This is a genomic window from Burkholderia sp. MSMB1589WGS, assembly GCF_001636105.1.
GTDB classification, from domain to species: domain Bacteria; phylum Pseudomonadota; class Gammaproteobacteria; order Burkholderiales; family Burkholderiaceae; genus Burkholderia; species Burkholderia humptydooensis.
Genome location: NZ_LNJT01000001.1, coordinates 77,158 through 102,865 on the forward strand (window position 1 = coordinate 77,158; position 25,708 = coordinate 102,865).

A 25,708-nucleotide genomic window follows, 5' to 3' on the forward strand; every position below is an offset into this window, starting at 1 on the left:
CACCCCGAAAAGAAACGGCGCCTGCGCGGCGCCGTTTCCTGCATGCGATTGCGACGTCCGCCCGATGACGCGCGGCAAGCCGCGGCCCCTCGGGCGATGCGCCCGCCGAGCGCAATCGATGCCGCCCCGCCGAGCCGCAAGCGGGTTCACGGAGCAACGACACATGCGGTATCGCAACGCAGCCGGGTCGCATTCCGGCCACGGTCCCGGCGAAAGACGTCGCACGACGTCGCGCGTTGCGTCTACTTTTTCTCCGGCTCGCTGCCCGGCGGCGTCGCCGGCTTGAACGGGAACGAGCTGAACATCGTCTTCGCCTGGTTCTGCATCTGCTCCTGCATCTGCACGAACATGTTCTTCGACTGCTCGATGTAGCTCGTCATCATCCCTTGCATCATCGGCGCCTGCATGTTCATGAACTGCGACCAGACTTCCGGATTCATCGCGTTGTTCTCGTACAGGTTCTTCGACTGGTCGGCAAGCTTGCTCTGGATGTCGATGAACGCCTGGATGTTCTTCTCCAGATACGCGCCCATCATCCCCTGCATCGCATGCCCGTAGAACCGGATGATCTGCGAGAGCATCGACGACGAGAACATCGGCACGCCGCCGCTCTCCTCTTCGAGAATGATCTGCAGCAGGATGCTGCGGGTCAGGTCCTCGCTGCTTTTCGCATCGATGACCTTGAAGTCCTCCTGTTCGAGCACGAGTTGCTTCACGTCGGTCAACGTAATGTAGGTGCTCGTCTCCGTATCGTACAAACGGCGGTTCGGATACTTCTTGATCAGCCGTTCGCCAGTTTTCTTTGTAGTAGTCATGTAACGCCTTTGAGCGCCTGATGCGCGCAGTGACGGCGCCCGGCGCCGCACGCGGGCGCGAGCCGCGCGCGGAACCGGGCGTTCCCGGAACATCCGACCCACACGGCCGGACGGCATGCGCCGCCCGGCCGAATGGCTCAGCCCATATGCAAGCCGCCGTTCAGCGAAAAATCGGCGCCCGTCGCGAAGCCGGACTCTTCCGACGCGAGCCACGCGACGATCGAGCCGATCTCGTCGGGCGAGCCGAGACGGCGCACCGGAATCGTCGCGACGATCTTCTCGAGCACGTCCGGACGGATCGCCTTCACCATGTCCGTGCCGATGTAGCCCGGCGACACCGTGTTGACCGTCACGCCCTTCGTCGCGACCTCCTGTGCGAGCGACATCGTGAAGCCGTGAATGCCCGCCTTCGCGGTCGAGTAGTTGGTCTGGCCGAACTGCCCTTTCTGGCCGTTCACCGACGAAATATTGATGATGCGCCCCCAGCCGCGCTCGACCATGCCGTCGATCACCTGCTTCGTGACGTTGAAGAGGCTCGTCAGGTTCGTGTCGATCACGGCCGTCCAGTCTTCGCGCGTCATCTTGCGGAACACGACGTCGCGCGTGATGCCCGCGTTGTTGACGAGCACGTCGATCTCGCCGATCTCGGCCTTCACCTTGTCGAACGCCTGCTTCGTCGAATCCCAGTCGCCGACGTTGCCTTCGGATGCGTAGAAATCGAAGCCGAGCGCCTTCTGGTTCTCGAGCCATTTCACGCGGCGCGGCGAATTCGGGCCGCAGCCCGCGACCACCCGGAAGCCGTCCTTGTGCAGGCGCTGGCAGATGCTCGTACCGATGCCGCCCATGCCGCCCGTTACGTAAGCAATTCGCTGAGACATAACCATCACTCCATTATCGTTTTGAGAAGCGCCGAGCGGCAACCTCTCCGTCGCCTGCATGCCGATCCGCCCGTTCGCCGGGCCGCGCGCCCGTCGGCGCGGCCGGCTCGGGTGCCTCCTGATTGGCGTTACGGGCGCTCGAGCGCGAGCGCGACGCCCATCCCGCCGCCGATGCAAAGCGATGCGAGGCCGCGTTTCGCATCGCGCTTGCGCATTTCGTGCAGCAGCGTGACGAGAATCCGGCAGCCCGACGCGCCGATCGGATGGCCGATCGCGATCGCGCCGCCGTTCACGTTGACCTTCGACGTGTCCCAGCCCATCTGCTTGTGGACCGCGAGCGCCTGCGCGGCGAACGCCTCGTTGATCTCCATCAGGTCGAGGTCGCCGACCGACCAGCCCGCGCGCTCGAGACAGCGGCGCGACGCCGGAACGGGGCCCATGCCCATCACGCTCGGATCGACGCCCGCGTTCGCGTAAGCCTTGATCCGCGCGAGCGGCTCGAGGCCGAGCGCCTCGGCCTTCTTCGCCGACATCACGAGCACCGCGGCCGCGCCGTCGTTGATGCCGGACGCGTTCGCGGCCGTCACCGTGCCGTCCTTCGCGAACGCGGGTTTCAGGCCCGCGAGCGCCTCGGCCGTCACGCCGTGACGCACGAACTCGTCGGTCGCGAAGCGAAGCGGCTCGCCCTTTCGCTGCGGGATCTCGATCGGCACGATCTCGTCGTCGAAGCGGCCCGTCTTCTGCGCGGCTTCCGCCTTGTTCTGCGACAGCGCCGCGAACTGGTCCTGCTCTTCGCGCGTGATCCCGTATTCCTTCGCGACGTTCTCCGCGGTGACGCCCATGTGGTACTTGTTGTAGACGTCCCAAAGGCCGTCGACAATCATGCTGTCGACGAGCTTCGCGTCGCCCATCCGGAAGCCGTCGCGCGAGCCCGGCAGCACGTGCGGCGCGGCGCTCATGTTCTCCTGGCCGCCCGCGACGACGATCTCCGCGTCGCCCGCGACGATCGCGTTCGCGGCGAGCATCACGGCCTTCAGGCCGGAGCCGCACACCTTGTTGATCGTCATGCCCGGCACGGCGTTCGGCAGCCCCGCCGCGATCAGCGCCTGACGCGCCGGGTTCTGGCCCGAGCCCGCCGTCAGCACCTGGCCCAGAATCACTTCGCTGATCTGCTCAGGCTTCACGCCCGCACGCGCGAGCACCGCGCGGATCGCGGTCGCGCCGAGCTCGGGCGCGGCGATCTTCGCGAGCGAGCCGCCGAACTTGCCGACCGCGGTGCGCGCGGCCGATACGATCACTACGTCAGTCATTTCACTATCCTCCGAACGAACGCGGCACGGCGCGCCGCGAACCGCCCTGTTAAAAATCGGTGGCGACGCAAAGCGTGCTCCGCCTTCCGTCGTTCGTCAATCGCGTCGCATCACATACCGGCCGGGCGCGGGCTCGATCACCGGGAAGTGCGCGGAGCCGGGCTGCGCGCGCGGCTTCACCTTCTTGCCGCCGTACTGATCGAGCCACTCGATCCACACCGGCCACCAACTGCCCGGATGCTCGACGGCCGCGTCGAGCCAGTCGTTCGCCGATTCCGGCAGCGCCTTTGCATCCGCGTCGTAGCTCCAGTAGCTGCGCTTGTTCTTCGCGGGCGGGTTGATCACGCCCGCGATGTGGCCCGACGCGCCGAGCACGAACTTCAGCGGCCCCGTCAGCAGCGACGTCGATTCGTACGCGGTCTGCCACGGCACGATGTGATCCTCGCGCGAGCCGTAGATGAACGTCGGCACGTCGATCCGCGACAGATCGACGGGCTCGCCGCACACGGTGAGCGCGTCCGGCTCGCGCAGCTTGTTCTCGAGATAGGTGTTCCGCAGATACCACGCGTACATCGGGCCCGGCAGGCTCGTCGAATCGCCGTTCCAGTACAGCAGATCGAACGGCGCGGGCGTGCGGCCCTTCAGGTAGTTGTCGACGACGTAGTTCCACACGAGATCGTTCGGACGCAGAAACGAAAACGTGTTCGCGAACTCGACACCGCGCATCAAGCCCGCCGGCGCGCCGTTCTTGCCGCCGATGGTCTGCTCGCGCATCTGCACGTGCGCTTCGTCGACGAACACGTCGAGAATGCCCGTGTCGGAGAAGTCGAGCATCGCGGTGAGGAGCGTCATCGACGCGGCCGGGTGCTCGCCGCGCGCGGCGAGCACCGCGAGCGCCGTCGCAAGCATCGTGCCGCCGACGCAGAAGCCGAGCGTGTTGATCTGCTCGCGCCCGCTCACCTGCTGGACGACGTCGATCGCGGCGAGCAGGCCCTCGTCCATGTAGTCGTCCCATGTCTTGTGCGCGACCGATGCATCGGCATTGCGCCACGACACGAGGAACACCTGATGGCCGCACGACAGCGCGTGCGCGACGAGCGAGTTCTCGGGCTGCAGATCGAGGATGTAGAACTTGTTGATGCACGGCGGCACGATGAGCAGCGGCCGCTCGAAGACGGTCGGCGTCGTCGGCTTGTACTGGATCAACTGGATCAGATCGTTCTCGTAGACGACCGCGCCTTCCGACACCGCGAGATTCTCGCCGACGACGAACTGCGATTCGTCCGTCTGCGAGATCTTGCCGCGCTGCATGTCGGCGAGCAGGTTCATCATCCCGAGACGCAGGCTCTCGCCCTGCGTCTCGACGAGATTCTTCTGCGCCTCCGGATTGAGCGCGAGGAAGTTGCTCGGCGACGCGGCGGCCGTCCACTGCTGGACCGTGAAGCGGATTCGCTCGCGCGTCTTCGGATCGGTCTCGAGCGCGTCGGCGAGCTCCTGCAGATAGCGTGCGTTCAGCAGATACCAGGCGGCCGCGAATCCGTGCGCGGGCGAAGCCTTCCACGCATCCGAGCTGAAGCGCCGATCCTTCAGTTCAGGAACGGTCGGCGTCGCGACGTTCGCCTGCTGGATCAGCGCGATGCACTCGCGCGAGTAATCGGCCTGAAGCTTCTGCAGCCGCGCGGGCGGCACCGACGCGACGGGCGCGAGCCCGGCGGGCGACACGGCCGCGCCGGACCAGTCCGGCATCGGCGGCATCTTCGGCATCGCAAACGAAAACGGCAGAGGCGTCTGGAACGCCGCGAACGGCGACTGCGCGGGTACGCCGCCCGCGGCCGCTCGGGCCGGTTCCGCGAAGCTGCGCCATGCGTCGAGCCAGGACTCGAACAACTGTTGCATGGGCTGGGCCGCCGATCCGGCTGTATTGTGGCCCTGGGGAGTATCCGTGTGAGAGGACGTCGACGATTTTTTCGATGCTGTCATACCTGCCTTAACGGTGGTTCCTCGGTGGTTCCTCGGTGTTGCCTGCGGGGACCCTGGAAATCCTGCTCGAGCCGCATGAAGTCGACCACCCACTGCGCGCCCCGTCCGGCCGGGCGTCGTGTTCCGGAGCGCTTCTCCAGATTCTGCCGCAGTGCAGTAGTTTTATCATTATCGTTTTCCCCATGTGATCCGTCACCTCCGACAACACATGCTTCGACAACCGGAATGATTGTTGCAGGACGCGCCGCGCGACGCGCGGCGGGGATGTCCGGCCCGTTCGGCCGGCAAGAGTCTAAGCGATCTCGATGACAACCATCACACGGTGCGGCGCAGCAATCCGCGCGCCGCGGCGCGGCAGGAACAGCGCCGGCATGCCGTCGCGGCCAGTCGCCACGACGCCGCTCGCAACCGGCGGCCGTCAGTCGGCGAGCCAGATCATCGCGGCCATCCGGCCCGTCACGCGATCGCGGCGATACGAATAGAAGCGCTCGCGCTCTGTCACCGTGCACGCGGTACCGCCGCTCACGCGCGCGACGCCGGCACGCGCGAGGCGCAGCCGCGCGAGCGCGTAGAGATCCGCCAGATACTTGCCGGGCGCGTCCGCGCGCGGCGCGAATGCGCGTTCCGTCGCCGCGTAATCGGCGAGCGGCGCCGCATCGAGAAAGGCCGAGCGCACGTCGGCGCCGACTTCGAACGCGGTCGGCCCGATCGCCGGGCCGAGGTACGCGTGCAGGCTGCCGGCGCCGGCGCCCGCCAGCGCCGCGACGCGCTCGGCCGTCTTCTCGACGATGCCCGCGACGAGGCCGCGCCAGCCCGCATGCGCGGCGCCGACCGCGCGGCCCGCTTCGTCGCACAGCAGCACCGGCAGGCAGTCGGCGACCATCACGACGCAGACGGCGCCCGGCGTCGCCGCGACGCTCGCATCCGCGCGCACGACGCCGCCCTCGCCCGCATCCGCCGCGCTTGCGGCGAGCACGTCCTCCGCGCGCACGACATCCGTGCCGTGGACCTGCTCGAGCCACGCGGCGCGCGGCTGGCCCGTCAACGCGAGCAGCCGCGCGCGATTCGCATCGACATGCGCAGGATCGTCGCCGGTGTGCCGGCCGAGGTTCATCCCGCCCGCGACCTCGCCGCCCTGACCGCCCCGGCCACCCCAGCCGCTCCACCCGCCATAAGGCGGCTCGCTCACGCCGCCGTTGCGCGTCGAGACGAGCGCGCGCACGCGCGGCGGCGCATGCCAGTCGGGTTGCACGCAATCGGCCAGCGTCAGGGGTCGCAACGTCGTCATCGGCAGTCAGTCCTCATCGTCGTCGGCATACGGGATGCCTTCATCGTAACCGTCGTCATAGACCGCGTCGTCGTCGCCGAATTCCGCATCGTCCGCGCCGAAGCCGAGTGCCTCGACGAGCGCCGCGAGATCGGCCGGCAGCGGCGCGCGCCATTGCATCGTCCGGCCGGTCGCCGGATGAACGAGGCCGAGCCGCCATGCGTGCAGCGCCTGCCGCGCAAAGCCGCCCGGCAGCGGCGTGACCGAGCGCTTGCCGCGCGCGCGGCCGTACACCGGATCGCCGAGCAGCGGATGCCCGACGTGCGCGCAGTGCACGCGGATCTGGTGCGTGCGCCCGGTTTCGAGATCGCAATGGATCGCCGACACCGGTTGACGCTCCCACAGCGTCGTGTCGACCGCGCGGAAATGCGTGCGTGCAGGCTTGCCCGCCGCGCCCGCGACGACCGCCATGCGCGTGCGTTCGCGCGGATCGCGGCCGATCGGCGCGTCGATAGTGCCCTTGTCGGGCATCTGCCCCCACACGAGCGCGAAATAGCGGCGCTTCACCGTGCGCGCCTGCAATTGACGGATCAGATCCGTCTGCGCGGCGAGCGTGCGGGCGACGACCATCAGGCCCGACGTCTCCTTGTCGAGCCGATGCACGATGCCCGCGCGCGGCAGGCCGGCCGCGTCGGCATAGCGGTGCAGCAGGCCGTTGAGCAGCGTGCCGCTCCAGTTGCCGGCCGCCGGGTGAACGACGAGGCCGGCCGGCTTGTCGACGACGACGATCGCTTCGTCCTCGTAGACGATCGAAAGCGGCACCGGCTCCGGCGTGAACGCGAGTTGCTCGGGCAACAGATCCGGCAGCAGCTCGATCGTCGCGCCGAGCGGCACGGGCTGCCGGATCTTCGCGGGCGCGCCGTCGACGCGCACGCGGTCCGACTCGATCCACTGCTGCAGACGGCTGCGCGAGAACTCGGGGAACAACTGCGCGAGCGCCTTGTCGAGGCGCTCGCCCGCGAGCGCGGGCGGCACGCCGACGACGCGCGGCGCATCGGCGCCGGCATCGGCGCCCGCCGGCGCGACGAGCGCGTCGCTCGTCAGATCGTCGTCGAGCGAATCGCCGGCAGAAGCGTCGGCGGGGCTGGCGCTTGGGCTATAATCGTCGCGGTTTGACTTGCCCGCACGGGCATTCAACGAACTTGAACGGGTCATTTAAACTGGGTCACTTGAGACTTGAAGCTAGGACAATGCGAGCCCTTTTCACCATGATGCATTCGACCAAACGCGTCGCAAAACCTGCGGCCGCCTGGGCCGCGCTGGCGGCGGCCGCGGTGCTCGTCGCGGGTTGCCACGGCTTGCCGCAGAAGAGCGACGAGACGGCAACCTGGTCGAACAACAAATTATACTCAGAGGCTCAGGATGCATTGACGGGCGGCGACTGGGGCAAGTGCGCGAAATATTTCGAGGCGCTGCAGGGGCGCGACCCGTTCGGCCACTTCGCGCAGCAGGCTCAGATCAACGTCGCCTACTGCAACTGGAAGGACAACGAAACGGCCTCCGCCGACCAGGCGGTCGACCGCTTCATCCAGCTCCACCCGGATCACCCGGATGTCGCGTACGCGTACTACCTGAAGGGGATGATCCACTTCAACGACGACCTCGGTCTCTTCGGCCGCTTCTCCGGCCAGGACATGAGCGAGCGCGATCCGCAGGCGCTGCGCGAATCGTATGACGCGTTCAAGGTCGTCGTCGACCGCTATCCGAAGAGCAAGTACGCGCCCGATGCGGCCGCGCGGATGCGCTACATCGTCAACGCGCTCGCGTCGCACGAAGTGCACGCGGCCGACTACTACTACCGGCGCGGCGCTTATGTCGCGGCGATCAACCGCGCGCAGCTCGCGATCAAGGAATACAAGAACGCGCCGGCGATCGAGGACGCGCTGCACATCATGATGCTGTCGTACACGAAGCTGAATCAGCCGCAGCTCGCCGACGACACGAAACGCGTGCTCGCGTCGACGTTCCCGGACAGCCCGTACGTCACGGGCCATGCGCGGCCGGGTGCGAAGAAATCGTGGTGGCAGTTCTGAGTTGAGCATCGCGCGTCGCGCTTCGTGCGCGACCGGCGCATGAAAGAAAAACCCGGCCTGGTCGAGCCGGGTTTTTCTTTTTGCGCGCCTGCCCCTGCCGCGCAGGCTCAACGATTACCGCGCGCTCAAGCCTGCTCGGCTTCGCGCCGCTCGGCGAAGAACTCGCGCACGACGTCGATCTCGCGCGTTCGCTTGAAGGGCGGCAGGCTCTGCCAGATACGACGGCCATATGGCTTGTCGACGAGGCGCGTGTCGCAGATCATCAGCACGCCGCGGTCCGTCTCCGCGCGAATCAGCCGCCCCGCGCCCTGCTTCAGCGTGATGACGGCCTGCGGCAACTGATGGACGGCGAACGGGCTCAACCCCTTCTTCGTCAGCGCATCGAGCCGCGCGGCGAGCACCGGATCGTCGGGCGGCGCGAACGGCAGCTTGTCGATCACGACGAGCGACAGCGCGTCGCCGCGCACGTCGACGCCTTCCCAGAAGCTCTGGCTGCCGACGAGAATCGCATTGCCGTATGCGCGGAACCGGTCGAGCAGCTCAGTGCGGCTCGCATCGCCCTGCACGAGGAGCGGCGTGTTCCAGCCGCGCGCCTCGATCGTCTCGCGCAACTTCATGGCGATCCGGTCGACCGCGCGCAGCGTCGTGCACAGCACGAACACGCCGCCGCCCGACGCCTCGATCGCCGGCAGCGCGGCGTCGAACACCGCGTCGGTGAACGCGGGCGACGACGGCTGCGGCAGGTTCCGCGGCACGTACAGGAGCCCTTGCGTCTGATAGTCGAACGGGCTCGGCAGCGTCATCGAGCGGCGCGAATTGAGCCCCATCTGCGCCGCGTAGTGCGTGAAATCGCCGCGCACCGACAGCGTCGCCGACGTGAAGATCCACGCGCGCGGCACGCCCGCGCGCTGCTTCGCGAAGATCGGCGCGACGGACAACGGCGTTTCGTGCAACTGGACCGTGTGCGCGAACACCTCGACCCAGCGCACTTTCTCGTTCGGATCGTCGCGCTCGCCCGCTTCCGCAGCGGCCTTCGCATCGGCCGCATCGTCTTTCGCACCGGGCGCAACCCAGCCCGCGAGCAACTCCTGCAGCTCGCGCGCGCGGCGCTGGCAGGCGGCGATCGATTCGGCCCGCTCCGCCTGCCCCGCGAGCGCCGTCGACAGCGCGTCGAGCGCCGAATCGACCGCATCGAGCGCGCCGAAAAGCGGATGGCCGTCGCCCAGTTGCGCGAGCGACATCCGGACGATCCCGTCGTCGGCGAACGCGAGCCGCACGTCGCGCGCCGCACGCTCCAGCGCGCCGCCGAGCTTCACCCATTCGACCGCATCGCGCGCATGCGCGAGCCCCTCGACCACCGCATCGCGCGCGAGCTCGAGCAGTTGCGTCGTCGACAGCGTCTCGCCGAAAAAGAGCGTCGCGGTCTCGGGCAACTGATGCGCCTCGTCGAAGACGATCGTGTTCGCGCTCGGCAGCAATTCGGCCATCCCGGTGTCGCGCAGCATGATGTCGGCGAAGAACAGGTGATGATTGACAACGACGATGTCCGCCTGCTGCGCCTCGCGGCGCGCCTGCATCACGAAGCAGTCCTTGTAATGCGGGCATTCCTGGCCGAGGCAGTTGTCGCGCGTCGACGTGACCATCGACCACACGGGCGACGTCTCCGGCACGCTCGCGAGCTCGGCCTTGTCGCCGCTCTTCGTGATCTTCGCGAAGCGGATGATGTCCTGCAGGTACGCGGTGTCCTGTCGCGACGGCAAGCGGCCGTTGTCGGCCGTGCGTTGCAGATAGTAATGACACAGGTAATTCGCGCGCCCCTTGAGCATCGCGACCGTCACGGGCACCGCGAGCGCGTTGCGCACCGTCGGGATGTCGCGCTGGAACAGTTGATCCTGCAGGTGCTTCGTGCCCGTCGACACGATCACCTTGCCGCCCCAGAGCATCGCCGGGACGAGGTACGCATATGTCTTGCCGGTGCCGGTGCCGGCTTCGACGATCAACGTGTTGTCGCCGTTGTCGGCGCCTTCGTCGCCGGACGACGTGGCGTGCGCATCGTCACGGCCGGCGGATGCGCCGTCTTGCAGGCGCCGCGCGGGGCGCTTGCGCGCCTCGAAGATCTCGGGCTCCGGCATCAGCTTGCCCGATGCTTCCATCGCGGCGGCAACGGCGCGCGCCATGTCGATCTGCGACGCGCGCGGGCGGTAGTTGTCGAGCGCGCGCGCGAACAGGCCGCCGTCGCCGAAGATGGCGTCGAGCTCGACGATGCGCTTCACGCTCGGCGTGTACGCGCCCGCGGCGGCAACGGCGCTGCCGCCGGACGTGCGGGAGCGCGCGGCGGACGAATCGTCGCGCCGCGCGTCGGGAGTGGCATCAAGCGGTGAATTCAAGGCAAGCGGTTCCTAATATCATCCGGCGCCTGCCGCGGCGCCGGCGCTTGCCAGGCCGCGCGTCAAGCGCGCTTATCCGGTTCGAGCTGCGATTGCAGCATGATGATCTTGTCTTTGGCCAGCAGCTTTTCCTTCTTCAGCCGGTGCAGCGCCAGGTCGTCGATGTCGGAGCGTCCCTCTTTCTGCTCGATCTCGCGGGCAAGCTGCTGGTGCAGCTCCTGCAAAGACACCAGTCGGTTGTACAGTTCCTGTTGCGTTTCCGCCGAACGGGTTTGCATACTTGCCTCCTCATTGAATCGGCATGCCGACCGAGCCGCCTGCATGCCCGAGATTGCCTTGCGAAACCACCACCCAACGCTGCCGCGTGTACCCCTGCTGCTAACCGTTACTGCTGCTGTTGCTTCTGCTTCGCCTTCTCGGCGGCCTGCCGCCGGCGTTCGTCGACGTCCGCCTTGTGCTGCGCCGCGTCACGCTGCTTCTGTTCGTAGCGCCCGGCGTTCTCCGCGCGCTGCTGCGCATCCTTCGCCGCCTGCGCGTGCGCCGCGTCGAGCTTGCGCTGGAACTCGGCCTGCTTCGCGTCATACGCCTGCTGGTTCGCCGCGCGTTGCGGCGCCTGCGCGTCGCGCTGCGCGCGCTTGAGCGCGTTTTCCTGCTGCTTGCCTTCGTACGCGGCCGCGTTCGCCTGTTCGTTCGCCGCGCGCTGCGGCGCCTGCGCCTGCCGCTCGGCTTCCTTCAGCGCGAGTTGCCGGTCCCGCTCCTGCGCGCGCACCGCCCGTTGCTCGTCGTCGAGCGCGAGCTGCTCCTGGCTGACGCTCGCGCGCTCGGCCCGCATCGTCTCGCGCGCCTTGTTCAGGCAGTGATTGACGAAAAACGTGCTGTAGCAATCGTGCTGGGCCACCGCATAACGATAATCGTTTTCCGACGCGCGTTGATTGAGCACTTTTTGACGCGCGTCGAAATTCGCCTGCGCGCCGAACGTGCCCGCATCGGATGCGGCGGCGGCAGGCGCCGCGACGGCGGATGCGGACGTCTGCGCGATGCCGGCGACGGGCGCGCAGGAGAGCGTCGCCGCAAGCGCAGCGGCGAACGCGAGAACGGAAAATCGGGAGGTTGGCAACGTCGTAGGAAAGCTGCGGATCATGGGGCGAATTCTAACACCCGCGGCTAGACCCTTTCGCATTTATGGCAAAATGCCCCGCTCCATTCACCCGCCCGGGCCGACTCGAGGGCGCAGCCGGCCGGACCGGGCGATTTCTGCAGGCAGTAGACGCACATCACGACATGACGGAAACCGTAGCACTCAAGATCGTACAGCGCATCGCCGACGAACTGTCGGTCCAGCCCCGGCAAGTCGCCGCGGCAGTGCAACTCCTCGACGAAGGCTCCACCGTTCCGTTCATCGCCCGCTACCGGAAGGAAGTCACGGGCAACCTGGACGACACGCAGTTGCGCCAGCTCGAAGAGCGCCTGCTGTATCTGCGCGAGCTCGAGGAACGCCGCGCGACGATCATCGCGAGCATCGACGAGCAGGGCAAGCTGACGGACGAACTGCGCGCGGCGATCGACGCGGCCGACAGCAAGCAGACGCTCGAGGATCTGTACCTGCCGTACAAGCCGAAGCGCCGCACGCGCGCGCAGATCGCCCGGGAAGCCGGGCTCGAGCCGCTCGCGCAGGCGCTCCTCGCGAATCCGCTCCTCGATCCGCAAACGGAGGCCGCCGCCTACGTGAACGCGGACAAGGGCGTCGCCGACGTGAAGGCGGCGCTCGACGGCGCACGCGACATCCTGTCCGAGCAATTCGGCGAGACGGCCGAGTTGCTCGGCAAGCTGCGCGACTACCTGTTCGAGCGCGGCGTCGTGTCGTCGGCCGTCGTCGACGGCAAGGAAGGCGAGGAAGGCGAGAAATTCCGCGACTACTACGACTACTCGGAAACGCTCAAGACCGTGCCGTCGCACCGCGCGCTCGCGCTGTTCCGCGGCCGCAACGCCGGCGTGCTGACCGTGAAGCTCGGCCTCGGCGAGGAGCTCGACGCGCAGGTGCCGCATCCGGGCGAGGCGACGATCGCGCGCCATTTCGGGATCGCGAACCAGAACCGGCCCGCCGACAAGTGGCTGTCCGACGTATGCCGGTGGTGCTGGCGCGTGAAGGTGCAGCCGCACATCGAGACCGAGCTGCTCACGCACCTGCGCGAGACGGCCGAGCACGAAGCGATCCGCGTGTTCGCGCGCAACCTGAAGGACCTGCTGCTCGCCGCGCCCGCGGGCCCGAAGGCCGTGATCGGTCTCGACCCCGGCCTGCGCACGGGCGTGAAGGTTGCCGTCGTCGATCGCACGGGCAAGGTGCTCGCGACCGACACGATCTATCCGCACGAGCCGCGCCGCGACTGGGACGGCTCGATCGCAAAGCTCGCGCGCCTCGCCGCGCACACGCAGGCGGAGCTCGTCAGCATCGGCAACGGCACCGCGTCGCGCGAAACCGACAAGCTCGCGAGCGAGCTGATCGCACGGCATCCCGAGCTCAAGCTGCAGAAGATCGTCGTGTCGGAGGCGGGCGCGTCCGTCTACTCGGCGTCGGAGCTCGCCGCGAAGGAATTCCCCGAGCTCGACGTGTCGCTGCGCGGCGCCGTATCGATCGCGCGCCGGCTGCAGGACCCGCTCGCCGAACTCGTGAAGATCGAGCCGAAGGCGATCGGCGTCGGCCAGTATCAGCACGACGTGAACCAGCGCGAGCTCGCGCGGTCGCTCGACGCGGTCGTCGAGGACTGCGTGAACGCGGTCGGCGTCGACGCGAACACCGCATCGGCCGCCCTCCTCGCACGCGTGTCGGGCCTGAACCCGACGCTCGCGCGCAACATCGTCGACTACCGCGACGCAAACGGCCCGTTCCCGTCGCGCGAGCATCTGCGCCGCGTGCCGCGCCTCGGCGACAAGACGTTCGAGCAGGCGGCGGGCTTCCTGCGCATCAATGGCGGCGAGAATCCGCTCGACCGCTCGTCGGTGCACCCGGAGGCGTACCCCGTCGTCGAGCGGATGCTCGCGAAGATCAGCAAGCGCATTGACGACGTGCTCGGCAACCGCGACGCGCTCGCGGGCCTGTCGCCCGCCGAATTCGTCGACGAACGCTTCGGATTGCCGACCGTGCGCGACATCCTGTCCGAGCTCGAGAAGCCCGGCCGCGATCCGCGACCCGAATTCAAGACCGCGACGTTCCGCGAAGGTGTCGAGAAAGTGTCGGATCTCGCGCCGGGGATGGTGCTGGAAGGCGTGGTGACGAACGTTGCGGCGTTCGGCGCGTTCGTCGACATCGGCGTGCATCAGGACGGGCTCGTCCATGTGTCCGCGATGTCGACGAAATTCATCAAGGATCCTCACGAAGTCGTGAAGGCGGGCCAGGTCGTCAAGGTGAAGGTGCTCGACGTCGACGTGAAGCGCCAGCGGATTTCGCTGACGATGCGGCTCGACGACGACTCGGCGCCGAGCGCGGCCGGCAATCGCGGCGGCGCGGAGCGCGGCGCCATGCGCGGCGGCGCGCGGCCGCAGCGCTCGCGCGAGCCGGAGCCGGCGGGCGCGATGGCCGCCGCGTTCGCGAAGCTCAAGCAGCCGCGTTGAGCGCGACGCGCCAGTCACGAAAAAGCCCGCTTCGAAGCGGGCTTTTTTGTGACTGGCGGCGTCTGGATCGACGGGGGGCGATTCGGCATCTCCGCTCGATAGCGCTGGCATCGATTCCTGTCGCGCGAAAGCGGTGGAACGCGCCGCACGTCGACAACGAACGGCGCGCGGCACTCGCCGCTCAGATCTCGATCTTCGTGCCGAGCTCGACGACGCGGTTCGCCGGGATCGCGAAGAAATCGGTCGGCTTCGCGGCGTTCTGATGCATCCACGCGAACACGCGCTCGCGCCAGATCGACATGCCCGGCAGATGGGTCGGCACGACGGTTTCGCGCGCGAGGAAGAACGACGTGTCCATCAGCTCGAACGTCATTCCGCGCTGACGCGCGACCTCCTCGAGCACCGCCTTCACGTCCGGCGTTTCGTTGAAGCCGTATTCCGCCTTGACGATGTAGAGTCCTTCACCCGCATCGTGAATCGTCACCCGTTCGTCGTCCTTCACATACGGGATGTCGCGCGTGACGAATGTCATGAAGATGGTCCGCTCGTGCAGCACCTTGTTGTGCTTCAGGTTGTGCAGAAGGCTCACAGGCACCAGCGTGTCGTTGCCCGTCAGATAGATCGCCGTGCCCGACACGCGGTGCGGCGGATGCGCGAGCAGCCCCTGAAGGAACGGCGCGAGCGGAATGCCGTCGGCGGCGGTGCGCTCCTTGACGATATGACGGCCCTTGTACCAGGTCATCAACAGGAAGAACAGCAGCGCGCCGATGCCGAGCGGCAGCCAGCCGCCCTGCTCGACCTTCAGCAGGTTCGCGCCGAAGAAGCCGAGGTCGACGACGAGGAACACGCCGATGATCACCGCGACGAGCAGCTTGTTCCAGTTCCAGACCTTCACCATCACGACCGCGGCGAGGATCGTCGTGATCACCATCGTCGCCGTCACCGCGATGCCGTACGCGGCCGCGAGGTTGTCGGAACTCTTGAAGCCGATCACGATGCAGAGGATCACGAACAGCAGCAGCCAGTTGACGACGGGCACGTAGATCTGCCCGATCGCGAGCTCGGACGTATGCAGGATCTTCATCCGCGGCACGTAGCCGAGCTGGATGGCCTGGCTCGTCAGCGAATACGCGCCCGAGATCACCGCCTGCGACGCGATGACGGTCGCAACCGTCGACAGCACGACGAGCGGCAGCGCCGCCCATTGCGGCGCGAGCAGGAAGAACGGATTCTCGATCGCCTTCGGATCGAGCAGCAGCAGCGCGCCCTGGCCGAAGTAGTTGAGCACGAGCGACGGCATCACGAGCACGTATGCGGCGAGCCGGATCGGCTTCGCGCCGAAGTGCCCCATGTCCGCGTAGAGCGCTTCCGCGCCCGTCAACACGAGCACGACGGAGCCGAGCACCACGTACGCGAGCAGCACGTGCTCGGACATGAACGAGAACGCGTAGTATGGATTGATCGCCCGGACGATCATCGGCGCGCGCGCGATGTGATAGACGCCGAGCGCGGCGATCGTCACGAACCAGAGCACCATGATCGGGCCGAACAGCTTGCCGACCATCGCCGTGCCGTGCCGCTGAATCCAGAACAGCGCGGTCAGGATCACGATCGTGATCGGCAGCACGAGGTGCGACAGTTGCGGCGTTGCAACCTCGAGGCCCTCGACCGCCGACATCACCGAGATCGCGGGCGTGATCACCGCGTCGCCGTAGAACATGCACGCGCCGAAGATGCCGAGCGCCATCATCAGGCCGGTGATACGCGACTTCGGATTCAGCGGCCGCAGCGACAGCGCCATCAGCGCGAGCACGCCGCCCTCGCCGTTGTTGTCGGCACGCATCACGAACAGCACGTACTTGATGCCGACGACGAGAATGATCGCCCAGAACAGGAGCGAGATCACGCCTAGGATCGAGCTCGGCGTGAGAGGAATGCCGTGTGCCGGACTGAACGCTTCCTTGAGCGAGTACAGCGGGCTCGTGCCGATGTCGCCGAAAACCACGCCGATTGCTGCAATCGCGAGCGATTGCAGCGAATGCTGGCGCATGGACGAGTGATTCGTGTCGGTCATAAAAGCGGTATAAATCCGTGCTGGGGTCGGAAAAACGAGCGCTACTCTAACTGGGCACGCAAAAATGCCGCCCACTGACGTTGTCGGCACACCACTTGCTGCGGCGCGCCAAGTGTAGCATGGGGGCACGATGCCTCCTGCCGCGATGGGGCGTCATGATAGCCGGGCGCGGGCGCCGCGCCTACCCTCTCGCGCGATTCTTCGGATACCGTAAAGAAGACGTAAAAGATCGAACGCACCCCCTAAAAAAAAAACGGCGCCATCGAGGCGCCGTTTCCGGTGCGACATCCCGCGCGCTTATGCGGCGGACGCGTCGTCGCGCTGCGCGTTGCCGCGCTTGATCCACGCCGCGAGATTGTGCGGACGCACGGTATCCCATTCTTCGAATGGCTGATGAATCCACGGATTCGTCGGCAGATACTGGACGTGATAATCGGGCTTCACCTTCGAGCAGCCCTTGTACCAGAGCACGGCCGAGCGCACGGCCGTCACGGCCGGATAGCGCTCCTTCAGATGCTGCTGGACGCGCGCGAGCGTCACGCCCGAATCGACGAGATCGTCGACGAGCAGCACGTTGCCCGTCAGTTCGCCGCGCGTCATCGTGATGTACTGCGCGATATCGAGATCGCCCTGCTGCGTGCCCGCCGCCTCGCGATACGAGCTCGTCGCGAGAATCGCGAGCGGCAGATCGTAGATGCGCGAGAGCTGATCGCCGACGCGCAGCCCGCCGCGCGCGAGGCACAGGATCTTGTCGAACTTCCACCCGGAATCGTGCACGGCGAGCGCGAGCATCTCGATCAGCCGGTGGTATTCGTCCCAGCCGACCCAGAGATTCTTGTCGTCGTTGCGCGGATCGGACATCTTGAGCGCGGTCATGAGGTTCTGCGTCATCGGCGATTTACACCTTGAACGGATGACGCAGCAGGATCGTCTCGTCGCGATCCGGGCCCGTGGACACCATGTCGATCGGCACGCCGGCCACTTCCTGCACGCGCGCGAGGTACGCGCGCGCGTTCTCGGGCAGCGCGTCCCACGAGCTGATGCCGACCGTGCTTTCCTTCCAGCCGCCGAACGTCTCGTAGACAGGCTCGCAGCGAGCGACTTCGGCCGCGCCGCGCGGCAGCAGATCAGCGTCTTCGCCGTCGATCTTGTAGCCGACGCACAGCTTCACTTCGTCAAGGCCGTCGAGCACGTCGAGCTTCGTCATGCACAGGCCCGACACGCCGTTGATCTGGATCGAGCGGCGCAGCGCGGCCGCGTCGAGCCAGCCGGTGCGGCGCGGACGGCCTGTGACGGAGCCGAATTCCTTGCCGACGTTCGCGAGCGTGATCCCGATCTGATCCTGGCGGCTCGGATTGTCCGCGTCGTACAGTTCGCTCGGGAACGGGCCCGAGCCGACGCGCGTGCAATACGCCTTCGTGATGCCGAGGATGTAGTTGAGCTTCTGCGGGCCGACGCCCGCGCCCGCCGCCGCCGCGCCCGCGACGCAGTTGCTCGACGTGACGAACGGATAGGTGCCGTGATCGATGTCGAGCAGCGTGCCCTGCGCGCCTTCGAACAGCAGGTTGCGGCCCGCGTGGTTTTCTTCGTACAGGCGGCGCGACACGTCCGCGACCATCGGCTTCAGGCGATCCGCGTAGCCGAGCATCGTATCGAGCGTCGCCTGGAAATCGACGGCCGCGCCGCCGAGATACTGCGTCAGCACGAAATTGTGGAAGTCGAGATTCTCGCGCAGGCGATCGGCGAACGTTCTCGCGTCGAACAGGTCTTGCACGCGCAGCGCGCGGCGGCCGACCTTGTCCTCGTACGCAGGGCCGATGCCGCGGCCCGTCGTGCCGATCTTGCCCGCGCCGCGGCGCGCTTCGCGCGCCTGGTCGATCGCGATGTGATACGGAAGGATCAGCGTCGCCGCCTCGGAAATGAACAGGCGCTCGCGAACGGAAAGACCGGCCTCTTCCAGCTCGCCGATTTCCTTGAACAGTGCCTCGGGGGACAGGACGACGCCGTTGCCGATGTAGCAGGCAACGCCTTCGCGCATGATGCCCGACGGGATGAGGCGCAAGATGGTTTTCTTGCCGCCGATGATGAGGGTGTGGCCGGCGTTGTGGCCGCCCTGGAAACGCACGACGCCCTGAGCGTGGTCCGTCAGCCAGTCGACGATCTTGCCTTTGCCTTCATCACCCCATTGAGTCCCCACGACGACGACGTTGCGCCCGGGAGTCACGTTCACTGCGCTGGCAGACATGTTGATTCGTTAGCTGGTTAAAAACGTATTCTACCTAGGTTCGCCGCCGGCTCCGAATTTTTCCGTTTCGCTTCAACGACATTGCACGCCGGACGCGCATCGGAAGCCCGGTGGCGCAACACGTTCAGCGGGGCTCGACCACCCACGCGCCGTCGCGCTCGACGAGCGCGCGATCGCATGCGAATTCGTCGAGCACGTGATCGTGCCCCGGCAGCGCCTGTATCACCACCTCGCCCGCGTCGCGCAGCGCGCCCACCGCCGCGCGCAGCGCGTCGTCCTGCTTCCACGGCGCGAGAATCGCGGCGCCGCGCGCCTCGACCGGCGAGATCCGCGCGATTTCGCGCAGGTCGAGCGAAAAGCCCGTCGCCGGACGCGCGCGGCCGTAAGCCTGGCCGACGTGGTCGTAGCGGCCGCCGTGCGCGACCGCGTTCGGCACGCCGTCAACGTACGCGGCGAACATCGCGCCGCTGTGATACGCGTAGCCGCGCAGATCGGCGAGATCGATCGCGACCTCGGCATCCTTCACCTGCGCGACGAGATGCGCGAGATCGTCGAGCGCGCGGGCGATCTCCGGCAGCGCCGGCAACTGGCGGCGCGCCTCGTCGAGCACCGACGCATCGCCGTACAGGCGCGGCAGCGCACGCAGCGCGGCGCGCGTATCGGCGCCGAGGTCGTCGGTCAGCTCGGTGAGGCGCGGCACGTCCTTGCCGGCGAGCGCGTCGTAGAGCGCCTCGCCGCGCTCGGCCGCAACCGCGTCGCGCGCGAAGAGCGCGGCCAGCACGCCCGCGTGACAGAGGTCGAGCCGGATTTTCTTCAGGCCGGTCAGGTGCAGCGCATCGAGCATCAGTTGCTGGATCTCCTGATCGGCCTCAAGGCCCGCATGCCCATAGATTTCCGCGCCGATCTGCAACTGCTCGCGGCTCGCGTGCAGCCCGCGCGGACGCGTGTGCAGCACGGGGCCCGCATAGCAGAGGCGCGTCACGCCCTGGCGGTTCAGCAGGTGCGCGTCGATCCGCGCGACCTGCGGCGTCATGTCGGCGCGCAAGCCGAGCGTGCGGCCCGACACCTGATCGACGAGCTTGAACGTGCGCAGGCGCAGCTCGTTGCCGCCGCTCGTCAGCAGCGACTCCAGATACTCGAGGAGCGGCGGCATGACCATCTCGTAGCCGTACGAACGAAAGCGGTCGAGCAGCCTGCGACGCAGCTCCTCGATCTTGCGCGCCTCCGACGGCAGCACGTCGGCAATATTCTCGGGAAGTAACCAGGTCGACATCGTGGCGGTCCTACGACAGGAAACACGGCGCGCGCGTCGCGCGCCTCGGATTGGAATCGGGTCGGCGCCCGGCGCCTCGGCGGATGGCCGGGCGGCGCCGAACGGGCGCAAGCGGCCGGATCAGGTGACGAGCAGAAGCAGCGCGAGCCCGAGCGCCATCACGATGAACCCGCCGATCCGGATATGGTGCGGGGGCCGCTCCGCTATTCTACGGAACGTGTCGCGCCACGCGCTCGGAAACACGAACGGAAAAGCGCCCTCGATGATGAGCATCAGCGCGAGAGCGAGCAGTAACGAGCCAGCGAGATCCATGCAGACGACGACGCCCCTTGCACATCAACGGTTGCGGGGCGCGGCAGCCGGCGCCGCGGCGCCGGCCGTCGGGCTGCGCATGAAGCGGAAGAACTCGCTGTCCGGATCGACGACGATCACGTCGTTCGGCTTGAAGCTGTTCCGATACGCCTGCAGGCTCGCGTAGAACTGGTAGAACTGCGGATCGCGGCCGAACGCGTCGGCGGCGATCGACGCGGCCTTCGCGTCGCCCTCGCCCTTGATCGACTGCGCGGATTTGTAGCCTTCCGCGAGAATCGTCTGCTGCTGCCGGGCCGCGTCCGCCTTGATCTCTTCCGCCTGCGCCGCACCTTCCGCGCGCTCGCGCTCGGCCTCGCGCTGCAGCTCGGCCGTCATCCGCTGATACGCGCCGTCCGCCTGCGCGGCGGGCAGGTCGACGCGCGTCAGTTGCACGTCGACGACGTCGATGCCAAGCGGCGCCGCGTCGGCCTGCAGCGCGCGCTTCGCATCGTCGGCGATCGCACGCTGGCTGCCGAGCGCGTCGTCGAGATCGCGCTTCGCGAACGCGGCGCCGAGCGCGCCCCTGGCCGCCGCCGTCAGGCGATCGACCTCGCCGCGCGGCACGCCGCCCGTCTCCCTGTAGTACTTGAGCACGTCGGCGATCCGGTATTTGACGACGGGGCTCACGAGCACGTCGCTCTTGTCCTTCGTCGCGAGGCTCAGCGGATCGGCCGAGTCGAGCGTCTGCACGCGGACGTCGACGAGCGTCGCCGTCTGCAACGGCTGCGGCAGCTTGAAATGCAGGCCGGGGCCGGCGAGCGCCGGCGTGTCGCCGTCGCGCGACGACAGCACGGCCGTATGGCGCGGATCGACGATGAGCACCGTCGACGAAGCCACCAGCGCGACGATGACGATCGCTACGACGAGCGCGATGATTCGGTTCATGTAAAGCGCTCCTCGTTACTGCAGATCGTCGGTGCGCGAACGGCTGCGGAACGCCTCGCGCGAGCGCAGCGAATCGCTGCCGGACGCCGGGCTCGCCGCGGCGGGCGCCGACGCGCGCGGCGCGCTCGCGGCAGCCGCGGCCGATGCCGGCGCGGAAAACGCGGGCGTGGGCGCTTGCGCGCCGCTCGCAGGCATCGCGGCGGCGGCGCTCGCCGCCTCGGCCGCGCGCTGGCGCCCCGCCTCGACGATCTTGTCGAGCGGCAGATACAGCACGCTGTTGCCCGCCTTGTTGCCGACGTACACCTTCGTCGTGTTCGAATAGATCTCCTGCATCGTCTCGAGGTACATCCGCTCGCGAATCACCGCGGGCGCCTTCGAGTACTGCGCGTAGACCTGCTTGAAGCGCTCCGCGTCGCCCTCGGCCTGCGCGGCGACGCGCTCGGCGTACGACTTCGCGTCGTCGACCATCTTCGCCGCGTCGCCCTGCGCGCGCGGCAGCAATTCGCTCGCATACGCCTGCGCGGCGTTCTTCGCGGCCTCGCTGTCCTGGCGCGCCTTCGCGATGTCGTCGACGGCCGCCTGCACCTGCTCGGGAGGCGCCACGCTCTGCACGGTCACGCCGGTCACGACGAGGCCCGTGCGATAGCGGTCGAGGTCGCGCTGGATCGCCTTCGCGAGCGCATCGCGCAGCGCGTCGCGATCCTGCGCGAGCACGTCTTCCGCGCGCTTCGCGCCGACAATCTCGCGCACCGCCGCCTGTGCGGCCTGCGACACGCTGCGCTCGGGGTCGACGGCGCGAAACAGGTAATCGGTCGGGGACCCGACCCGATATTGAACGGCGAAACGCACGTCGACGATGTCGGCATCGCGCGTGAGCATCGACGCGTCCTTCACGTTCGCGAGCCGCACGACGTTGTTGCGACCGATCTCGATCGAGCGCACCTGCGCGGTGTCGACGATCTCGTGCGATTCGAACGGATACGGCAGGCGCCAGTGAACGCCGTCGCCGACCGAGCCTTTGTATTCGCCGAAGCGCAGCACGACGCCCGTCTGGCCATCCTGAACGATGAAGATGCCGCTGCCGAGATAGATCGCGATCAGCACGCCCGTGACAATGCCGACGCCGACGCGCGCGGCGCGCCCGTTGTCGGGACGAAAGCCGTTGTTGCCACCGCCCTTGCCGCCGAACCAGCCGCTCAGGCGACGGTTGAAGTTCCGCCACATTTCGTCGAGATCCGGGGGGCCGTCGTCGCGCCCGTTCGGGCGTTTCGATTCGTTCGCGCGCGGCTTGTCGCCGTTGCCGCCGCGTCCCCAGCGGGGATCGTTGATCGACAGCAAGGCGCGCATTCGCCGCCAAGTACTCCGCTCGTTGTAATCGTTCACCTGTATTTGTTCACCAGATTGGAGCAATTCGATCGGCCGCAGCCGTCAGCGCCCGTGTTCGGAAACCGGGTGGTCTTCGTGTGGTTGCGCCGGCGCGCCGCCGAGCGGCACGGCGCCGACAAGATGTTCCGCGGTAGCGATCTCGGCGATGGCGGCACGCAGCGAATCCAGCCCCTGGCCCGTGCGCGCGCTCAAAAAGACGCGCGAAATATTACCATACTCGTCCCGCTCGACCGCGCCGCCGCGGGCCGCGAGCTCGGGCACCGCATCGATCTTGTTGAACACGAGAACCTGGCGGATCGAGTCCGCCCCGATTTCGCGCAGCACGTCGTTGACCTGCTCGATCTGCTCGAGCCGCACCGCGCTCGACGCGTCGACGACGTGCAACAGCAGATCCGCGTGGATCGTCTCCTCGAGCGTCGCGCGAAACGCCGCGACGAGTTGGTGCGGCAGTTCGCGAATGAAGCCGACGGTATCGGACACGACGATCTGCCCGACCTCGTCGCCGAGATACACGCGCCGCGACGTCGTGTCGAGCGTCGCGAACAACTGGTCGGCCGCATAGGCCTGCGCTTTCGTCAGCGCATTGAAGAGCGTCGATTTGCCCGCGTTCGTATAGCCGACGAGCGACACCGACATCGCGCCGCTGCGCGCGCGCTGCCGGCGCTGCGTGTGATGCTGGCGGCGCAGCCTGTCGAGCCGCGACTTCAGCATCTTGATGCGCTCGCCGATCAGCCGGCGGTCGGTTTCGAGCTGCGTTTCGCCGGGGCCGCGCAGGCCGATGCCACCCTTTTGCCGCTCAAGGTGGGTCCAGGCCCGAATCAGCCGGGTCGCGAGATACTGCAGTTGCGCGAGCTCGACCTGCAACTTGCCTTCGTGGCTGCGCGCGCGTTGCGCGAAGATGTCGAGAATGAGGCTCGTGCGGTCGACGACGCGCCGATTAAGCATTCGCTCCAGATTGCGTTGCTGGGCGGGTGCGAGCGCGTGATTGAAGATGACGATTTCTACGTCGTTCGCTTCGCAGGCAAGCCGCAGTTCCTCGGCTTTGCCGCTGCCGACGAACATCGCGGCGTCGGGACTCGCGCGGCGGCCCGTCAGCGTGACGGCGGGATGGGCGCCCGCGCTGGAGGCGAGCAGGCTGAGTTCTTCGAGACTGGCTTCGAAATCGGTCTTGCCGAAATCGATGCCCACTAACGCTGCGTTGATCAAATTATCGGACGTCAAGATAAGGCGGCTGGCATCGGCTGCCGGCGGCGACGCAAGCCAGCCGCGGCATGGGTTAGGACGCTGCTTCCGCATCCGGGTGGAAGTTCACCGGACGCGCCGGCACGACCGTCGAAATGGCGTGCTTGTAAACCATCTGGGTAACTGTGTTCCGGAGCAACACGACGTACTGGTCGAACGATTCAATGTTCCCTTGGAGCTTGATGCCGTTGACGAGATAGATCGAAACCGGCACGTGCTCTTTACGCAGTGCGTTCAAAAACGGGTCTTGTAACAATTGCCCTTTGTTGCTCATGGCGTACTCCATCTTTTTTGCAGGTTGAACTAGATTGGGGCGAAGAAAAAGAGAGCCGCCGCCAATCGCTACACTATAGCCGATTTTGTCCGCCCCGCCCGGCTCTGCCGACCGGCCGACGCGGCGCGCGCCGCTCAGTCCTTGTCGGCGTACGGGTTCGTCGACGAGCGGAACTCTATGCGCAATGGAGTGCCCGTCAGCGAGAAAGTTTCTCGGAAACGATTCTCGAGATAGCGCTTGTACGTTTCCGTCACGGCGTCGAGCGCGTTGCCGTGGATCACGATGATGGGCGGGTTCTGTCCGCCCTGGTGCGCATAGCGCAGCTTCGGCCGCACCGGGCCGCGGCGGCGCGGCTGCTGGAACTCGACCGCCTCGATCAGCGCGCGCGTGAGCTTCGGCGTCGGCAGTTTCTTCATCGCGGCCGCATACGCGTCGTCGACCGAGCGCATCAGCGCGCCGATGCCCGTCTTCTCCGCCGCCGAGATGAAATGGAACTTCGCGAAATCGAGGAATTTCAGCTTGCGCGCGAGATCCGCCTTCGTGCGCTCGCGCACGTGCGGGTCGAGCCCGTCCCACTTGTTCACGCCGACGACGAGCGCGCGCCCCTGCTCGACGACGAAGCCCGCGATGTGCGCGTCCTGGTCGGAGATGTCCTGCTGCGCATCGAGCAGCAGAATGACGACGTTCGCGTCGGAGATCGACTGCAGCGTCTTCACGACCGAGAACTTCTCGATCGCCTCGAACACCTTGCCGCGGCGGCGCAGGCCCGCCGTGTCGATCAGCGTGTACTGCTTGCCGTTGCGCTCGAAATCGACGTAGATCGAATCGCGCGTCGTGCCCGGCATGTCGAATGCGATCACGCGGTCTTCGCCGATCAGCGTGTTGACGAGCGTCGATTTGCCGACGTTCGGCCGGCCGACGATCGCGATCTTGGTGCCGCGCGCGGCGGCGTCCTCTTCGCTCTCTTCCGGCTGGCCCGCGTACGCGACTTCGAGCGCCTCGTTGATCATGTCGGTCACGCCGTCGCCATGCGCGGCCGAGATCGCGCGCGGATCGCCCAGGCCGAGCTCGTAGAAATCCGACGCGACCGCCGTGTATTTCATCCCCTCGGCCTTGTTGACGACGAGGAAGATCGGCCGGCCTGTCTTGCGCAGGTAATCGGCGATCGACTTGTCCTGCGGCGCGAGGCCGTTGCGTCCGTCGACGATGAACACGACGACGTCCGCCTCCTCGACCGCCTGACGCGTCTGCCGCGCCATCTCGTGCAGGATGCCGTCCTTCGCGACGGGCTCGAAGCCGCCCGTGTCGACGACGAGGTACGGCCGCGCGCCGACCCGCCCCTCGCCGTAATGGCGATCGCGCGTCAAGCCGGGCAGATCGGCGACCAGCGCATCGCGCGAGCGCGTGAGCCGGTTGAACAGCGTGGATTTCCCCACATTGGGGCGCCCAACGAGGGCAATGACCGGTTTCATCTGATGATGTCGTCTACGTGAAACGCAGCGGCGGTGAGCCCGCATGCCGCAGGCGGCTGCGCTTGATGGAAATTAGCACGAATTCGCGCCGCGTCGGCGCGCAGGCGGCGGCATACGTGTCGCGCCGCTCATTTTTTTCGATTCGCTCCCGGCTGCCCGCCGATCGC

The 25,708-nt window shown here is 67.2% G+C and carries 21 protein-coding genes and 1 pseudogene; 3 read left to right on the plus strand and 19 right to left on the minus strand.

The window, feature by feature from the left end; translation table 11 throughout:
- Window positions 1-242: 242 nt before the first annotated feature.
- The 6 genes from phaR to WT16_RS00400 form a co-directional block, all read right to left on the minus strand.
- Window positions 243-815: a polyhydroxyalkanoate synthesis repressor PhaR gene (phaR, locus tag WT16_RS00375; protein ID WP_015602025.1), complete on the minus strand. Its 573-nt coding sequence runs from the start codon at window positions 813-815 to the stop codon at window positions 243-245.
- Between the two features lie 137 nt (window positions 816-952).
- Window positions 953-1,693 carry a 3-ketoacyl-ACP reductase gene (locus WT16_RS00380; RefSeq protein ID WP_009912154.1) on the minus strand — a complete coding sequence of 247 codons (741 nt, stop codon included), beginning with the start codon at window positions 1,691-1,693 and terminating at the stop codon, window positions 953-955.
- 128 nt (window positions 1,694-1,821) lie between these two features.
- Window positions 1,822-3,003 (minus strand): acetyl-CoA C-acetyltransferase, encoded by a 1,182-nt coding sequence (locus tag WT16_RS00385; protein WP_063532490.1) that lies wholly within the window; start codon window positions 3,001-3,003, stop codon window positions 1,822-1,824.
- Window positions 3,004-3,099: 96 nt separating this feature from the next.
- On the minus strand, window positions 3,100-4,899 hold the full coding sequence (gene phaC, locus WT16_RS00390; RefSeq protein WP_015600805.1) for a class I poly(R)-hydroxyalkanoic acid synthase: 1,800 nt from the start codon (window positions 4,897-4,899) through the stop codon (window positions 3,100-3,102).
- Between the two features lie 502 nt (window positions 4,900-5,401).
- Window positions 5,402-6,271, minus strand: a complete 870-nt coding sequence (pgeF, locus tag WT16_RS00395) for a peptidoglycan editing factor PgeF (RefSeq protein ID WP_043282637.1) — start codon at window positions 6,269-6,271, stop codon at window positions 5,402-5,404.
- 6 nt (window positions 6,272-6,277) lie between these two features.
- Complete coding sequence (locus WT16_RS00400) at window positions 6,278-7,465, minus strand: RluA family pseudouridine synthase (protein ID WP_015600828.1); 1,188 nt, start codon at window positions 7,463-7,465, stop codon at window positions 6,278-6,280.
- A 53-nt stretch (window positions 7,466-7,518) separates the two neighbouring features.
- On the opposite strand from WT16_RS00400, the gene WT16_RS00405 reads away from it, so the two are divergent.
- Entirely contained in the window at window positions 7,519-8,343 is an 825-nt protein-coding gene (locus WT16_RS00405) for an outer membrane protein assembly factor BamD (RefSeq protein ID WP_063532491.1), read from the plus strand.
- A 125-nt stretch (window positions 8,344-8,468) separates the two neighbouring features.
- On the opposite strand, the gene WT16_RS00410 is transcribed toward WT16_RS00405, so the two are convergent.
- From WT16_RS00410 to WT16_RS00420, 3 genes are all read right to left on the minus strand, one after another.
- Complete coding sequence (locus WT16_RS00410) at window positions 8,469-10,730, minus strand: ATP-dependent DNA helicase (protein ID WP_006026947.1); 2,262 nt, start codon at window positions 10,728-10,730, stop codon at window positions 8,469-8,471.
- Between the two features lie 62 nt (window positions 10,731-10,792).
- Window positions 10,793-11,008, minus strand: a complete 216-nt coding sequence (locus WT16_RS00415) for a YdcH family protein (protein WP_006026948.1) — start codon at window positions 11,006-11,008, stop codon at window positions 10,793-10,795.
- 107 nt (window positions 11,009-11,115) lie between these two features.
- Window positions 11,116-11,871: a hypothetical protein gene (locus WT16_RS00420; RefSeq protein ID WP_059934675.1), complete on the minus strand. Its 756-nt coding sequence runs from the start codon at window positions 11,869-11,871 to the stop codon at window positions 11,116-11,118.
- 140 nt (window positions 11,872-12,011) lie between these two features.
- Here WT16_RS00420 and WT16_RS00425 point away from each other — a divergent pair, with 140 nt between their 5' ends.
- The gene (locus tag WT16_RS00425) at window positions 12,012-14,339 is read left to right on the plus strand and encodes a Tex family protein (RefSeq protein ID WP_063532492.1); all 2,328 of its coding nucleotides are present in this window, start codon (window positions 12,012-12,014) and stop codon (window positions 14,337-14,339) included.
- Between the two features lie 181 nt (window positions 14,340-14,520).
- Here WT16_RS00425 and WT16_RS00430 read toward each other — a convergent pair whose 3' ends face one another.
- On the minus strand, window positions 14,521-16,413 hold the full coding sequence (locus WT16_RS00430) for a potassium transporter Kup (RefSeq protein WP_063532493.1): 1,893 nt from the start codon (window positions 16,411-16,413) through the stop codon (window positions 14,521-14,523).
- On the opposite strand from WT16_RS00430, the pseudogene WT16_RS34250 reads away from it, so the two are divergent.
- Window positions 16,378-16,572 (plus strand): annotated as a pseudogene (locus WT16_RS34250) (hypothetical protein). The gene WT16_RS00430 and the pseudogene WT16_RS34250 sit on opposite strands and share 36 nt — an antisense overlap.
- 138 nt (window positions 16,573-16,710) lie before the next feature.
- Here the strand turns inward: WT16_RS34250 and WT16_RS00435 are convergent.
- From WT16_RS00435 to der, 9 genes are all read right to left on the minus strand, one after another.
- Window positions 16,711-17,304, minus strand: a complete 594-nt coding sequence (locus WT16_RS00435) for a phosphoribosyltransferase (RefSeq protein WP_041861657.1) — start codon at window positions 17,302-17,304, stop codon at window positions 16,711-16,713.
- 7 nt (window positions 17,305-17,311) lie between these two features.
- A complete protein-coding gene (locus tag WT16_RS00440; protein ID WP_015601246.1) occupies window positions 17,312-18,658 on the minus strand; it encodes an adenylosuccinate synthase in 1,347 nt (448 codons plus the stop codon).
- A 124-nt stretch (window positions 18,659-18,782) separates the two neighbouring features.
- Window positions 18,783-19,931: an ATP phosphoribosyltransferase regulatory subunit gene (locus WT16_RS00445; RefSeq protein ID WP_015600991.1), complete on the minus strand. Its 1,149-nt coding sequence runs from the start codon at window positions 19,929-19,931 to the stop codon at window positions 18,783-18,785.
- Window positions 19,932-20,051: 120 nt separating this feature from the next.
- Entirely contained in the window at window positions 20,052-20,243 is a 192-nt protein-coding gene (locus tag WT16_RS00450; protein ID WP_006026956.1) for a DUF2065 domain-containing protein, read from the minus strand.
- A gap of 24 nt (window positions 20,244-20,267) precedes the next feature.
- Window positions 20,268-21,167 carry a protease modulator HflC gene (locus WT16_RS00455; RefSeq protein ID WP_063532494.1) on the minus strand — a complete coding sequence of 300 codons (900 nt, stop codon included), beginning with the start codon at window positions 21,165-21,167 and terminating at the stop codon, window positions 20,268-20,270.
- Window positions 21,168-21,182: 15 nt separating this feature from the next.
- Entirely contained in the window at window positions 21,183-22,514 is a 1,332-nt protein-coding gene (gene hflK / locus WT16_RS00460) for an FtsH protease activity modulator HflK (RefSeq protein ID WP_063532495.1), read from the minus strand.
- An 81-nt stretch (window positions 22,515-22,595) separates the two neighbouring features.
- Window positions 22,596-23,759 carry a GTPase HflX gene (hflX, locus tag WT16_RS00465; protein WP_170963104.1) on the minus strand — a complete coding sequence of 388 codons (1,164 nt, stop codon included), beginning with the start codon at window positions 23,757-23,759 and terminating at the stop codon, window positions 22,596-22,598.
- Between the two features lie 70 nt (window positions 23,760-23,829).
- Complete coding sequence (gene hfq, locus WT16_RS00470; RefSeq protein WP_004192796.1) at window positions 23,830-24,069, minus strand: RNA chaperone Hfq; 240 nt, start codon at window positions 24,067-24,069, stop codon at window positions 23,830-23,832.
- A gap of 134 nt (window positions 24,070-24,203) precedes the next feature.
- Window positions 24,204-25,541 (minus strand): ribosome biogenesis GTPase Der, encoded by a 1,338-nt coding sequence (gene der, locus WT16_RS00475; RefSeq protein ID WP_009912127.1) that lies wholly within the window; start codon window positions 25,539-25,541, stop codon window positions 24,204-24,206.
- Between the last annotated feature and the right edge of the window lie 167 nt (window positions 25,542-25,708).

Coding starts and splice junctions, on each gene's coding strand:
- WT16_RS00400 (WP_015600828.1), bottom strand. CDS start 7,465: ATGACCCGTTCAAGTTCGTTGAATGCCCGTGCGGGCAAGTCAAACCGC.
- WT16_RS00415 (WP_006026948.1), bottom strand. CDS start 11,008: ATGCAAACCCGTTCGGCGGAAACGCAACAGGAACTGTACAACCGACTG.
- der (WP_009912127.1), bottom strand. CDS start 25,541: ATGAAACCGGTCATTGCCCTCGTTGGGCGCCCCAATGTGGGGAAATCC.
- phaC (WP_015600805.1), bottom strand. CDS start 4,899: ATGCAACAGTTGTTCGAGTCCTGGCTCGACGCATGGCGCAGCTTCGCG.
- WT16_RS00435 (WP_041861657.1), bottom strand. CDS start 17,304: ATGACGCAGAACCTCATGACCGCGCTCAAGATGTCCGATCCGCGCAAC.
- WT16_RS00385 (WP_063532490.1), bottom strand. CDS start 3,003: ATGACTGACGTAGTGATCGTATCGGCCGCGCGCACCGCGGTCGGCAAG.
- pgeF (WP_043282637.1), bottom strand. CDS start 6,271: ATGACGACGTTGCGACCCCTGACGCTGGCCGATTGCGTGCAACCCGAC.
- hflK (WP_063532495.1), bottom strand. CDS start 22,514: ATGCGCGCCTTGCTGTCGATCAACGATCCCCGCTGGGGACGCGGCGGC.
- WT16_RS00405 (WP_063532491.1), top strand. CDS start 7,519: ATGATGCATTCGACCAAACGCGTCGCAAAACCTGCGGCCGCCTGGGCC.
- WT16_RS00445 (WP_015600991.1), bottom strand. CDS start 19,931: ATGTCGACCTGGTTACTTCCCGAGAATATTGCCGACGTGCTGCCGTCG.
- WT16_RS00450 (WP_006026956.1), bottom strand. CDS start 20,243: ATGGATCTCGCTGGCTCGTTACTGCTCGCTCTCGCGCTGATGCTCATC.
- WT16_RS00430 (WP_063532493.1), bottom strand. CDS start 16,413: ATGACCGACACGAATCACTCGTCCATGCGCCAGCATTCGCTGCAATCG.
- hfq (WP_004192796.1), bottom strand. CDS start 24,069: ATGAGCAACAAAGGGCAATTGTTACAAGACCCGTTTTTGAACGCACTG.
- WT16_RS00440 (WP_015601246.1), bottom strand. CDS start 18,658: ATGTCTGCCAGCGCAGTGAACGTGACTCCCGGGCGCAACGTCGTCGTC.
- WT16_RS00455 (WP_063532494.1), bottom strand. CDS start 21,167: ATGAACCGAATCATCGCGCTCGTCGTAGCGATCGTCATCGTCGCGCTG.
- phaR (WP_015602025.1), bottom strand. CDS start 815: ATGACTACTACAAAGAAAACTGGCGAACGGCTGATCAAGAAGTATCCG.
- WT16_RS00420 (WP_059934675.1), bottom strand. CDS start 11,871: ATGATCCGCAGCTTTCCTACGACGTTGCCAACCTCCCGATTTTCCGTT.
- WT16_RS00380 (WP_009912154.1), bottom strand. CDS start 1,693: ATGTCTCAGCGAATTGCTTACGTAACGGGCGGCATGGGCGGCATCGGT.
- WT16_RS00425 (WP_063532492.1), top strand. CDS start 12,012: ATGACGGAAACCGTAGCACTCAAGATCGTACAGCGCATCGCCGACGAA.